This window comes from Mucilaginibacter sp. cycad4, from assembly GCF_034263275.1.
Lineage (GTDB): Bacteria > Bacteroidota > Bacteroidia > Sphingobacteriales > Sphingobacteriaceae > Mucilaginibacter.
The window spans coordinates 2484222-2495943 of the sequence record NZ_CP139559.1 but is presented as its reverse complement, the minus strand read 5'-3'; the positions used below and the strand labels follow the sequence as shown (position 1 = coordinate 2495943).

Below are 11722 nucleotides of genomic sequence, written 5' to 3'. Positions count from 1 at the left end.
GTTTACAATTTTTAAGCCTCAATTACAGGTTTAAGCCCTGATCATTTTGCTGGCCCTTATTTCTTCGTTTTCGTTTCTTTCTATCTATGCTCGGTGCGCTTTCATTGCCCCGCCCGGCAAGGGCTGCCTGAAGGAATGATTTTGAAGTAACATAGTGTAGCGGCTGTTCCTGAATGGTTTTTATTTGCTTATCGATAGCAACAGGCGCTAATTTTTCCGACCGATCATGATTGGCCTTTTTCGCATCGAGCGCCAGCCGTTGTTCCAAGCTGCCATTTTTCTGCACATTGTGATAGCGAAAAGTTTCCATCAAGCCCCGGTCAAACTCAAAGCGGGAATCAAAAACTTTTTCGGCAGACGTTTTGAATGCCGAACGGTCAAACTGTCCCACTTTTTTTGAATGTTCAACGTTTTTGCCGCGGGACTTATTCATAGGGCTGAGTTTTATAGAGTTGGTTATGTCTTTGCGGCTCACTATCACCTGTATATGCATTTGATCGCCCTCTTTACGTTCTCCTCGTTTGCGAATGCCTTGTTTTACTTCGGGGTCTTTATGGGAGAAATAACGGTAATTCTCCAATTTGGCAAACCAAAGCAGGTTTGAATTATCCTCTATCCCCGGCCTTTTGAAATTTTGCGCATATTCATCCATCATGAGCGTTGTGTAAGCCTTCAATTGATCTTTCGCGCCATCCTCTCCATATTTTCCGATCAGGTGAGCAAGCTCTTTTTTACTTGGGCTGATATTGACCAAAAAGAATTTCGCGTCATTCTTTCCTAACTTGGCAACATTACGGTCAATAGCAGTTCGGGCTTCATCGGATGGTATGCTGTCCCGTAGGCCATTAAACCAAAGCTCCGGCTGCATGGCTGTATTGAGCCGGTTCTCTTTATCGAGATAGTGAACCAGGTCACGGCTGGAACCTTTGTTGTCCGCTGTTTCGCTGTCTGTAATATTGATAAACATTGCGCTCCTTTATAGTTTGGCAATCTGTTGCCGTGTAAGCTGTATCAAGTCGTCCTTATCCTTTGCAGATGAGGTGAAACCGAATGCTTCTCTTGTTTTGATATAGGTGTTGAGGATATAAAGAAATTTCACTTTCAGATTTTCCTTCGTATCTGTCTTTTCCACAATAAGTTTTAATAACTGTACTGTCTCCCTAAGTTTTTGACTAAACTGTTCCTGACGGTCGGCCTGATCGGTATTAGCCTTCAGAACACGCGTATTAAAAAAATCTATGATCTTTAGCTGCGATTGTATCATGCGGTCTATCTCCGTCTTAACTGGTATCAATATTTTTTCTTCCTGGGCCCGAATGAAGCGGATGTAGGTATCGTGATTTTTCAGCAATGTACTTTTCAGCATTTCATCGTTCACGTCTCGCGGATCTTTTTTAGTCCGGTGAAAATATTCAACCATCAGGTTGAAAAACTGGAACTTGCTGAGGCCGCACTTATCAGCCAGCTTACCCAATTTTTCATCTGTTTCATCGGAAAAGCGCAGTGTCTTTTTATAGTTATCTCTTGTACTCATTTCATTCCACTTATAAGTTGACTTATGGTGTTTTCCTTGCTGACGGTACTTTCAGGTGAACAACTTATACCCGGAGTATAAGTAAAACCCCGTTTGCAGGGCAAACGGCGAGCAAAGTTGGGCTCTGCCCAACTTCCGCTCGCTCCAATTTTTTTTCAAAATTGGACGCTCCTAATCCGTATATCGGGCCTTGCCCGTATGCGTTAGCAACGCCACGCTGCTTGCCTGATAGGGGTCATAGCTTGGCTGATAATCAACGTAGCCGTAGGCTACCAGTTCCTTGATACATTTATGATAAGTTGCTATCGACTTGATGCGCGAAAAACACATCAATTTTTTACGGCTGACCTGGAAGTGGTCGCCGGGTTTATCAGGGCTGTAATAAAACATGGCCATGTATAAGCTGATATGGGATGGCAGCAAACGGTCATCGTTTGCCGCCCTGCGGAGAAACCGGTCTGCCTGGGTCGCTAACTTCATCGGCTTAGTTTTTAATGGTGTTGCGTTCCAGTATTTTTAAGATGTCCTCGTATTTGTAATACAGGATGCTGCCAACTGTTGTATAGGATAAGGTGCCGTTGATACGCAGGTTCTGTAAGGTGCCGGGAGAGATTTTCAGCAGTTTGCGCACTTCGGCGCTTTTGAGCCATTGTTTGCCGGACTGTTCGGTAGTGGGGTTGATACCGAGTTTCTTTAACTCTGCAAACAGTTCGTTCTTGAACTGTTCGAGGTCTTGTTTGGTGATTAAATCTAATGTGGTCATATCTTATTTGCATTTGGCAGGCTGGTGGCCTGCGGTTTATAGTGCAAATGTGGTGAGACTTTAAAGGGGGAGTTAGGTCATTTAGGGATATCCCTAAAATAATTATCGTTTGTTAAGAATACTGGAGTAATAAGTTCAAACTCGCTTCATATAAATGATTAGATTTGCTTATTGTCTTATAAAACAGTCAATTATAAATCATACAAACATTAGTCGATGACAGAAAATTACATTCATAATTTAGATAAGAATATTTTTTTTTACGATTCCATAGTAACATTAGCTTATACTCAATTCGGGATAAACGAATTATTTTCAAGAGGTTTTTTCATTTTAAAGATGAAAGAATATCCAGATAGAAGCGAGTTTGTAAATCATATAAACGAATTTGATTTTCCAGCAGAGGTAAAAGATCAGATTTTCAGAACAAGGACATTTACGCCCCAAATCTTTGTCCCTGGCTTTCGAACAAAAGATACGGCGCGCGATTACAGAATGGACACTAACACATCAGCGGTTCAATTTGTGATTGATACAGCGGGTATAACAGATAAAAATATTGAACTTACCCACTTGACTATAATTGTAGCCTGGGAGAAAATTCTATCCTTTAACCTGGCTGATACTCCAGTATGGCAATTTTTCAGGCATATAAGAAATGCCGCGGCACACAATGGCAAATTTCACTTCACAAATAAAGTCCTTGATAGCCAAACAGGAGAATTACTAAAAGAAGCAAAATGGGGTAACTTCGAGATAAAAGCATCTTTCCATGATTTGCCCCTGATTTTAAAAAATAAGAATGATACAAATAGTTTTTGGGATCAGGGGGATTTGGTTGAATTTCTTTTGGATTTTGAAAATCACTATCCTGAGTTAAAAGCGCCACTTCCTATTATTTAGAGCAGATGTCAGCCCGTTATATTTTTTTCCCGATGCCACTCGTAAACCGCATCAATTAAAATATTCAGTTTGCCTTTAAACACTTCAAAATTCATACTGTCCAAATCCTTAATACCGCTTCCTTTGCCCATATAGACAAACATAAACCACTTGAAAAGTTCTTCTTCAATAGGGTCAAACGGTTCATCATGGAATAATTCTTCCAGTTTTTGTAAAAGTGGATGGCTATTATTCATATCCTAATGTAATTAAGTGGTTTAAACTGATTGTTAAGTCTGATTTATTGCCTATTGAGTAAAGATAGTTTTTGTTGTGTTTTGACACAACAATTTTAATGTTATATTATTTCAACTTTCCTAATCATTTACAAGGAGAAATGGTTAGCGAAACAGATAAAGGAATATTAATACAATTCGGAATACGGCTTAAATCTTTAAGACAGGCTAAAAAACTGACCTTACGGAAAATGGCTTTGTTATGTAATGTTGAGTATGCTGATATTCAACGCTATGAAAATGGAAAATTAAATGTAACGCTACTCTCTATCGCGGAACTGGCTAAGGCGTTGGAAGTGGAGCCTAAAGATTTATTAAACTTTGATAAAGAAATATAGCGGGGCTAAAATATTAAAGCTTGCCCTTACCCGGTAAGGGCAAGCTTTTTGTTTATAGATCATCTGACTTATAGCCGATGCGTTTCCGGGGCGGATTGGGCGGGTTTAACAGAAAATTTAAAGCCTCGTAAATTTCCTTGAATTTTTTGCTGTTTCCCAATTCCATTGCTTCCAGCTTCTGCATGATCTCCTTATGATTTAAGGCCATTTTCCTTAACGTCACAAATGTGCGGATAATCAGGATATTCATTTCTACCGCCTTTTCGCTTTTTAATACCGAACTTAACATGGCTACCCCTGTTTCCGTAAAGGCGTAGGGGACGGCACCCCCAAAGAACTTTTTGTGTGGTATCACATTTTGTGATACCACTTCCTCAACCTCCAGTTCCGTAAGTTCATACATAAAATCGGGCGGGAACCTGCCTAAATTTCTTTTGACGGCCTGTTTCAAGGCCCTGGTTTCCACGCCGTATAACTCGGCAAGATGTACGTCTAAAATTACTTTCTCGTTCCCGATCAAAATGATTTTTGTTAATACCCTTTCTTCGGGAATGCTGATCTCTTTACTCATATTCCTGGTTTCCTTTCTGAATTAGCAGTTGATTTGGCCTTTGCCTCGGCTTAATGGTTCTTGGTGGTGGTGCAAGCCTCTTTTTCAGCAAAGCCATATCCGCACCGACTTTAATATCCAAAATCTTCGCATAGTGCTGTGTGGTTTGGATATTGGTATGGCCTAACATTTTCGACACGCTTTCAATCGGGACACCGTTCAAAAGCGTTACCGTAGTGGCGAATGTATGGCGGGCAATATGAAAGGTGATCGGCTTTGCTATGGCACATACATCCGCGATCTCTTTAAGATAAGCATTCATTTTCTGATTGCTCAATACCGGTAACACCCTGCCACTGCTTTCACATTGCGGGTGTTCGGCATAACGTTGTATCAGGGTAGTGGCGGCAGGCAATAAAGGAATACGTGATGGGGTATCGGTCTTTTGCCTTTTAATGGTAATCCATTTCTCACCGTCAATACCGATTACTATATCCCATTTACGAAGCTTCTTTACATCAGCGTAGGCCAGCCCGGTAAAACAGCAGAACAGGAAAATATCCCGTACCTGTGTTAACCGTTCGGTAGCCATGTCCTTATCTGCCATTTCCTGTATTTCTTCTGTGGTTAAGAAAACCCGGTCAACGGTTTTGATCTTGTTCTTATAATTTAAAAACGGGTCATACGTCAGCCAGCGGTTGGCGATACAAATACGTATGATCTTGCCAAAGTTGCGGATATACTTAATCGCAGAATTATTGGCACACTTACGTTCAGAACGCAGGTAAAATTCAAAATCCATCAGAAAGGCATGATCTACCTTTCTAATATCTATATCGGTTAAGTTATGTTTCCATTTCAGGAAGTCTACGGTATGCTTTAGGGCGGTCTGGTAGCGGGTCAAAGTGCCTTTGGTATATTCCTTGCCAATAAGCGCAGCTACTTTTTGATTGTGGTCTTTAAATATTTCAATTAAAGATCGTGGCTGTTCGCCTTTGCCCATAAACTTGTTGCGGATGCTTTCCGCTGTGATCATTTCGTCCGCTTCGGTTAACTGGCTGTGGGCTTCATAGACTTTCTTTTGCAGATCGTCTAAATAAGCATTTAGCGACTTTGTTACTTCCTTAGTACCATTGGCGCGCCCGGCATGGGCATTCCAGCGGGATGGCTCGCATTCACGCCCTGTGGAGTTTTCAGATCGCTTACCATTAACGGTAATTCGCATGTAGATAGCGGCAGGGCCGAATTTGTAGTTCTTTTGCTTTTTCAAATAGAAAAGCAGGCTAAAATTAGTTTTCATGTTTTTAACATTAAAAAGTGAAACAAATTTAGCTTTGCAACTATCATTAAATCAAGATGTTCAATTTCTGAATATGCTGAATATTAGAAACTTATGCGCAATTCGGTGAGTAGAAAAGCTTCCAGAAATTACTCACCGAATTAAGCCCTTTTTTATAGGGAATTGGTGAATAAAATAGAGTTTTTACCAAAAAAACAAAAGCCTGCAATCATTTGATTTGCAGGCTTTTAATTCGTTTCTCTATAAAAATTTGCGGAGAGTTAGGGATTCGAACCCCAGGAACCTTTCACAGTTCAACAGTTTTCAAGACTGCCGCAATCGACCACTCTGCCAACTCTCCGGGCGCAAAAGTACAAATCTGAACCGAATTGCCAAATCTGAATTGCAACTTTAAGCGCAGGTTAAGTAAATGTTATAATTCAGGGCCTGTTTATCAGATTATTATAATTCTAATTTTTTTTTTAATCAATCACGTTAGGCTGCGGAATTCATTAAATGCGTTTATAAACGGCTCAGTAATTCTGCAGCTCATGCTCAAATGCCCTCATATTTTCAAATAGCATTGCAAATCCATCGGCCATTTGCCGAAACAACCGTTCATCGAGGCTGTATTTAATTGAGCTACGCAAGCCATGAGTCTTCACAATACCCATCCGTTTTAATTCAGCAAGATGCTTGGTTATTGTTTCCTGGTTAAACGGGATGCTATATAAATTTTCTTTTGATACTAAATTGCCGTTAGTCATAATGATACGGACAATAGCAATCCTGACAGGTAGGGCGAGTGCTTTTGCAAAATTAGCAAGTTCCTTATCGGTGTCTGAAAACTTTAAGTTGAAATAAGGCATAACTTATTCATGCGGTTTTTAAATGAATTAATATAACAGCGTTAATTGCTGTCAATGCAGGTAATAAAAATTTAAGAAAGTAATGTAAAGGTATCGGCAGGAGGGAAGCAGATAGCTCAGATTCTCCAGGTACGGATAATGGAAAGGATATTTGCGGTATAAAAAATCTTGTGAGCCCTAAATCTGTTTTGAGCATCATATTGTGATATGGGCCGAAATGGACATAAGTCACAAGTATGGATTAACCTGGACTGATTACTTAATACAAGTAAGTTTTTGCCGAAAATGACCCGAGGGCGGGATAAAAAAAGAACGGGTACCGATTTGCTGTTAGTTGTGCTTGAAATAACGAGACCGTTTTGTTTTACCGTTCTATTATTAAGTGTTAAAAACTTTCCTGTTTTGGCATGGCCGGCAATTTTGGGACATCGTGTAACATACAAACACGAAAAAAAGAAATATCCTATGGCTATAAATAAGCATAGTATTCTTTTACCTAACGTTACTGTCCTCATGAACCGTGATTTTCCAATTTCAAATCTACATGTGCAGTATTAATATCGTGTTGTTAAATGATTAAAATAATATTAAGTCAATTGGTGTTTAATTTGCAATTTTGTATATTAGATATAAACCAAAAAGCTTTTACCCTTCTATAAGTAAAATGATGTGTTTGCAATGAGCAGATATGTTAAAATATTATTCTATTGTTTGTTGCTTTTAAGTACAGCTAATTTGTGTGCCCAAAGCAACAGGAGGATTTGTTTTGCTTTTTATGATGGTACATTTAATGCAGATGCAGATACTTTAGCTATTGTTGACCCAACGCCTGAGCTATCCGTAAAAAATATAAAGAACTTTTATGATAATGTTAACGCTGATTATTATAAACCTTTAATCAAAGCATTGTTGAGTTATAAAGAAGATCACCAGCTTGATGATTGGCTGTATTACCAGCTTGTGCGTAAAACTGTTCAGCAGATAAGCCCTAAGGAAAAAAATTACAGTAAGTATACCTTATATAAATGGTTCCTGATGGTTAAATCGGGTTATGATGCACGATTGGCGCTGGCTGGGAAAAAGATTATCTTTTATGTTTACAATAACGAAGACATATCAGATATTCCTTCATATACAGTTCATGATAAAAAGTACATGTGCCTGAATATTCATGATTATCCGGGTACTGATCTTACAACACAGGCTGCTGTTCCTGTGGATATCAATGTACCCGGTGCAATAAACTCATTTTCATATAAGGTTACCCGAATGCCTGATTTTACGCCTACAGATTATGTTGAAAAGGACCTGCAGTTTACTTACCGGCACAAGGCATACTATTTCAGGATTAAGCTTAATCCCCTGGTCGATTCCATTTTCAGGAATTATCCGGTAGTGGATTTTGAATCCTACTTCAATATCCCTTTGAGCAAGGAAACTTATGGATCGCTGATCCCTTTGTTAAAAAAAAATGTGGGCAGCATGAATATTACGAAAGGAGTTGATTACCTGATGCATTTTACCCGATATGCATTTTTGTATGAAAACGATGATATGAACTTTGGCCGGGAAAAACGGTTAAGCCCGGAAGAGACCCTGTTTGCCCAATACAGTGATTGTGATGACCGTGCTGCTTTGTTTTTTTACCTGGTTAAAGAGATCTACAATTTGCCGATGATAGCCGTGTTATATCCAACCCATATTACTATGGCCGTGCAGTTTGATAAACCAGTGGGAAAACCTTTGTTCTATAAAGGAAAAGCTTATTCATTTTGTGAGCCTACCCCGCAATTACATGATCTTAAGATAGGGCAGGTGTCTGCTTCGCTTAAACAGGTACCCTATAAAGTTGTGTATGAATATAACCCATAAACAGGAGGGAGCATATCAGGCCTGCTGTTCCGCATTGTTAATAGCACTGAGCATATTTTCAAATTCGGCAGTATACCTGTTCCATGTTGGCCAGTTTACATCATACAATGATTTTTTACCGTCAATTGCAACCATGATCAGCCTGGCATCCATCAATTCTTTTAAATGATGGGACACCGTTGGTTGGGCTAACGGAAGTATTTCAACTATTTCGCCGCAGGTAAAATGCCGGTGCTGCGCCAAAATACGCATAATAGCGATTCTTGCCGGGTGCGACAGCGCCTTTGCTATCATTGATATATCCTGGTCTGTTGCGGCAAACTCAGTCTTTTTGTGATTAGCCATGTTTAAATATGAGTTACAAATATATAATTCATATCTAAACATAAACAACTGAGGGCTGGTGCCTTCATCTAATCTTCATGAGTTGAATAAAATCGAATCTTGTCAATTTAATTTAATATTCAAGATATTCGATTTGATAATTTTGGCTTAACATAAATTTAATTTAACGAGGATACTTTTGCCCCGTCATTAAAAATTTATGAACAGAATCAAAACTCTCCTCCTGTTAGCCTTATCTGTATTTCTCATTAACACTGGTGCTTTCGCCCAGGGTAACGGGAAAATTGTTGGTAAAATTATTGATCAAAAAACAAGCGAAACCCTTATTGGCGCTACAGTTGGTATTGAAGGTTCTCAAAGAGGGGCTGCTACTAACGTAGATGGAAGTTATGTATTAGCCGATGTGAAACCCGGAAAATATACGCTGATTATTAAATATATCGGCTATCAAAGCAAGTCGATATCAGATGTTGAGGTAAAGGCAGGAGCGGCTACTACGCTTGATATCGCCTTAAATACTGCAACTTCAACAGCGCTTAAAGAAGTAGTTGTAAAAGCTACTTACCGCCAGGCTTCGGTTGCTGCCTTATATGCAGTTCAAAAAAATAGCGCGTCTATCTCTGACGGTATCTCATCAGAGCTGATCAAAAGATCGCCTGATCGCAGTACAAGCGATGTTTTGAAAAGGGTAAGCGGTACTACTATACAGGACAATAAATTTGTTGTGGTAAGAGGTCTGAGCGATCGGTATAATACAGCTTCCTTAGATGGATCACCGCTGCCAAGTACCGAACCTAACCGTAAAGCCTTCTCTTTTGATATTGTACCCGCAAACCTTATTGAAAATATCATCATCAGCAAAACAGCTACTCCTGATATTCAGGGCGATTTTGCCGGCGGTAACGTGCAAATTATTACTAAAGATATCCCCGACCAAAACTTTGTAAGCTTTGGTATAGGTTATGGTTACAACACTCAAAGCACATTTAAAGATTTTCAAAGCGGTTTTCGCGCTACCAGCGATTACTTTGGTTTTGACGACGGAACCCGTAAGCTGGTGAGCAATTTTCCCACAACTAATCAAATTGTTAACAAAAAGTTAAGCACAACACAAACAATCCAATCAATAAGGAGCCTTAATAACGATTTTAATATTTATAAAAGCACTGCTTTGCCAAGTCAAAATTACCAGCTTACTATAGGTAACGTAAAAGAGCTTAGCGCTAATAAAAACAGGCTGGGTACTACTGTGGCTTTAACTTACCGCAACTCACAAACTATAGTGCCCGATTTGATACAACAGTTTGATAATTATAATTATCATAATGCGCAGTATAAATTTTCGACCAATGTTGGTGCGCTCGCAAATTTTGCCTATAGCTTTGGCAAAAATAAAATCACGCTAAAAAATCTTTACAATCGTGTTTTCGATGATCAGTTTACTTACCGTACAGGGTCAAATTCCAGTAACGGAAGTTACGATAGCCGTTTTTATGCTAATGACCTGCTCGAAAAATCGTTGTTTAAAACTACGCTCGAAGGCGAACATGCGCTTGGCCCCAAAAGTTCAAAGTTAAAATGGAACCTGGGTTACAGCAATATTATTAATGACCAGCCTGACCAGCGTAAAACCAATTATAGGCAAAGCGCTGCAGGGGAGTCATTTTATGCCCAGGTTACCAACCTGAGCAAAGAAAACGCCCGCGTTTTCTCGCATTTAACGGAAAATATCTACTCTGGTAAAATTGATTTTAACCTGCCGGTTAACTTGTTTAAACAAAGCACACTTAAGCTTGGTGTTAATTCACAATATCGCGACAGGAAATTTGATGCAAGATTTATTGGTCTTGTTATCAATACCAACAACTCCGATTACGATATCAATACCATATTGCAAAGGCCTATCCAAACTATTTTTGGCCCAAATCTTGTTAATACCGGTCTTTATTCGCTTGATGAAATTTCAAACCCAACAGACAGGTATAATGCCCACAGCTTAACCAACGCCGGCTATGCTATGCTGGATAGTAAGTTCAGCGAAAAAATCAGGATAGTATATGGTTTAAGGGTTGAAAAATTTAATCTAAAACTACGTACAGAAGAGGTTGCCGTACAACAGCCCCGCGCCGAGCTTGATAATACAGACTTTTTACCGTCAGTAAACTTCACTTATAGCTTAACGCAAAAAGCAAATTTCAGGGCGTCATATTACCGTACTGTCGCCCGTCCCGAATTTAGGGAACTTGCACCTTTTGCTTATTACGATTACGAGTTACTGGCAACCTTACAGGGTGAGCCTGATTTGAAACGTACACTGATTGATAATGCCGATTTGAGGTATGAATTTTATCCTTCTGCGGGGCAGATCTTATCTTTCTCAGTTTTTTATAAAAAATTCCAGAATGCTATCGAACCTAAAATAGACGATCAGAATTCTTCAACCACCATTAGCTATTTTAATTCAAAATCGGCGTATGTGTATGGTTTTGAGATGGAAGCCCGCAAAACGCTTGATTTTATAAATGGTGGTTCTTTCTTTAAAACCACTACAGCATATGCTAACCTTTCCATCAATAAATCAAAAGTGACCAACCCTGATGATGGCGTAGTAAGGCTTGAGAAAAACCGTCCGTTGGTGGGGCAATCACCATATGTGATAAACGCCGGCTTGCAGCATACTGAGCTCGACAATAAGTTATCAGTGAACGTATTGTTTAACAGGCTTGGTAAAAGGATCTTTTATGCCGGCGGCGAAAGGTTTTCGAGCGTATATGAGCAACCGAGAAATGTGCTTGACTTTCAGGTTGGTTACAAAGTGCTGAAAAGTAAAGGCGAGATCAAGTTAAGCGCTACGGATGTACTTAACCAGAAATACAATTTCATATATGAGCTTGATGGCAAGCCTTATATCCCATCCGGATCGGGTTATATATTCAGGAGTTACTTCCCTGGTTCAAGCTATGCCCTTTCATTCAACTATACCTTTTAACAACT

Annotated in this window: 13 protein-coding genes and 1 tRNA gene; 4 read left to right on the top strand and 10 right to left on the bottom strand. The window is 39.4% G+C overall.

The features are described from left to right. Positions 1 to 22 precede the first annotated feature (22 nt). From SNE26_RS10015 to SNE26_RS10000, 4 genes are all read right to left on the bottom strand, one after another. Positions 23 to 967 carry a DUF5712 family protein gene (locus SNE26_RS10015; protein ID WP_321559221.1) on the bottom strand — a complete coding sequence of 315 codons (945 nt, stop codon included), beginning with the start codon at positions 965 to 967 and terminating at the stop codon, positions 23 to 25. 9 nt (positions 968 to 976) lie between these two features. Continuing rightward, positions 977 to 1534: a BfmA/BtgA family mobilization protein gene (locus tag SNE26_RS10010; RefSeq protein WP_321559220.1), complete on the bottom strand. Its 558-nt coding sequence runs from the start codon at positions 1532 to 1534 to the stop codon at positions 977 to 979. 171 nt (positions 1535 to 1705) lie between these two features. Then, positions 1706 to 2014 (bottom strand): hypothetical protein, encoded by a 309-nt coding sequence (locus SNE26_RS10005; protein ID WP_321559219.1) that lies wholly within the window; start codon positions 2012 to 2014, stop codon positions 1706 to 1708. Positions 2015 to 2018: 4 nt separating this feature from the next. Further along, a complete protein-coding gene (locus SNE26_RS10000) occupies positions 2019 to 2297 on the bottom strand; it encodes a helix-turn-helix domain-containing protein (RefSeq protein WP_321559218.1) in 279 nt (92 codons plus the stop codon). Positions 2298 to 2513: 216 nt separating this feature from the next. Between SNE26_RS10000 and SNE26_RS09995 the strand changes: the two genes are divergently transcribed. Further along, the gene (locus SNE26_RS09995; RefSeq protein ID WP_321559217.1) at positions 2514 to 3200 is read left to right on the top strand and encodes a hypothetical protein; all 687 of its coding nucleotides are present in this window, start codon (positions 2514 to 2516) and stop codon (positions 3198 to 3200) included. Positions 3201 to 3208: 8 nt separating this feature from the next. Here the strand turns inward: SNE26_RS09995 and SNE26_RS09990 are convergent, their stop codons facing one another. After that, positions 3209 to 3436, bottom strand: a complete 228-nt coding sequence (locus tag SNE26_RS09990; RefSeq protein WP_321559216.1) for a hypothetical protein — start codon at positions 3434 to 3436, stop codon at positions 3209 to 3211. Between the two features lie 98 nt (positions 3437 to 3534). On the opposite strand from SNE26_RS09990, the gene SNE26_RS09985 reads away from it, so the two are divergent. Beyond that, a complete protein-coding gene (locus tag SNE26_RS09985; protein WP_321559215.1) occupies positions 3535 to 3813 on the top strand; it encodes a helix-turn-helix transcriptional regulator in 279 nt (92 codons plus the stop codon). A 52-nt stretch (positions 3814 to 3865) separates the two neighbouring features. Here SNE26_RS09985 and SNE26_RS09980 read toward each other — a convergent pair whose 3' ends face one another. From SNE26_RS09980 to SNE26_RS09965, 4 genes are all read right to left on the bottom strand, one after another. Beyond that, a complete protein-coding gene (locus SNE26_RS09980) occupies positions 3866 to 4384 on the bottom strand; it encodes an ORF6N domain-containing protein (RefSeq protein WP_321559214.1) in 519 nt (172 codons plus the stop codon). Then, complete coding sequence (locus SNE26_RS09975) at positions 4377 to 5663, bottom strand: site-specific integrase (protein ID WP_321559213.1); 1287 nt, start codon at positions 5661 to 5663, stop codon at positions 4377 to 4379. The genes SNE26_RS09980 and SNE26_RS09975 overlap by 8 nt, the downstream gene beginning before the upstream one ends. Before the next feature lie 253 nt (positions 5664 to 5916). Next, positions 5917 to 6003: transfer RNA gene (locus SNE26_RS09970), tRNA-Ser, on the bottom strand. A gap of 172 nt (positions 6004 to 6175) precedes the next feature. Beyond that, positions 6176 to 6511 carry a helix-turn-helix transcriptional regulator gene (locus tag SNE26_RS09965; protein WP_321559212.1) on the bottom strand — a complete coding sequence of 112 codons (336 nt, stop codon included), beginning with the start codon at positions 6509 to 6511 and terminating at the stop codon, positions 6176 to 6178. 678 nt (positions 6512 to 7189) lie between these two features. Here SNE26_RS09965 and SNE26_RS09960 point away from each other — a divergent pair. Further along, entirely contained in the window at positions 7190 to 8383 is a 1194-nt protein-coding gene (locus tag SNE26_RS09960; protein WP_321559211.1) for a hypothetical protein, read from the top strand. Between the two features lie 15 nt (positions 8384 to 8398). Here the strand turns inward: SNE26_RS09960 and SNE26_RS09955 are convergent, their stop codons facing one another. After that, positions 8399 to 8728 carry a metalloregulator ArsR/SmtB family transcription factor gene (locus SNE26_RS09955; protein WP_321559210.1) on the bottom strand — a complete coding sequence of 110 codons (330 nt, stop codon included), beginning with the start codon at positions 8726 to 8728 and terminating at the stop codon, positions 8399 to 8401. Positions 8729 to 8927: 199 nt separating this feature from the next. Between SNE26_RS09955 and SNE26_RS09950 the strand changes: the two genes are divergently transcribed. Then, a complete protein-coding gene (locus tag SNE26_RS09950) occupies positions 8928 to 11717 on the top strand; it encodes a TonB-dependent receptor domain-containing protein (RefSeq protein WP_321559209.1) in 2790 nt (929 codons plus the stop codon). The last annotated feature ends 5 nt before the right edge of the window (positions 11718 to 11722 follow it).

Coding starts and splice junctions, on each gene's coding strand:
- SNE26_RS10005 (WP_321559219.1), bottom strand. CDS start 2,014: ATGAAGTTAGCGACCCAGGCAGACCGGTTTCTCCGCAGGGCGGCAAAC.
- SNE26_RS09985 (WP_321559215.1), top strand. CDS start 3,535: ATGTTATATTATTTCAACTTTCCTAATCATTTACAAGGAGAAATGGTT.
- SNE26_RS09960 (WP_321559211.1), top strand. CDS start 7,190: ATGAGCAGATATGTTAAAATATTATTCTATTGTTTGTTGCTTTTAAGT.
- SNE26_RS09980 (WP_321559214.1), bottom strand. CDS start 4,384: ATGAGTAAAGAGATCAGCATTCCCGAAGAAAGGGTATTAACAAAAATC.
- SNE26_RS09950 (WP_321559209.1), top strand. CDS start 8,928: ATGAACAGAATCAAAACTCTCCTCCTGTTAGCCTTATCTGTATTTCTC.
- SNE26_RS09995 (WP_321559217.1), top strand. CDS start 2,514: ATGACAGAAAATTACATTCATAATTTAGATAAGAATATTTTTTTTTAC.
- SNE26_RS10000 (WP_321559218.1), bottom strand. CDS start 2,297: ATGACCACATTAGATTTAATCACCAAACAAGACCTCGAACAGTTCAAG.
- SNE26_RS10015 (WP_321559221.1), bottom strand. CDS start 967: ATGTTTATCAATATTACAGACAGCGAAACAGCGGACAACAAAGGTTCC.
- SNE26_RS09990 (WP_321559216.1), bottom strand. CDS start 3,436: ATGAATAATAGCCATCCACTTTTACAAAAACTGGAAGAATTATTCCAT.
- SNE26_RS10010 (WP_321559220.1), bottom strand. CDS start 1,534: ATGAGTACAAGAGATAACTATAAAAAGACACTGCGCTTTTCCGATGAA.
- SNE26_RS09965 (WP_321559212.1), bottom strand. CDS start 6,511: ATGCCTTATTTCAACTTAAAGTTTTCAGACACCGATAAGGAACTTGCT.
- SNE26_RS09955 (WP_321559210.1), bottom strand. CDS start 8,728: ATGGCTAATCACAAAAAGACTGAGTTTGCCGCAACAGACCAGGATATA.
- SNE26_RS09975 (WP_321559213.1), bottom strand. CDS start 5,663: ATGAAAACTAATTTTAGCCTGCTTTTCTATTTGAAAAAGCAAAAGAAC.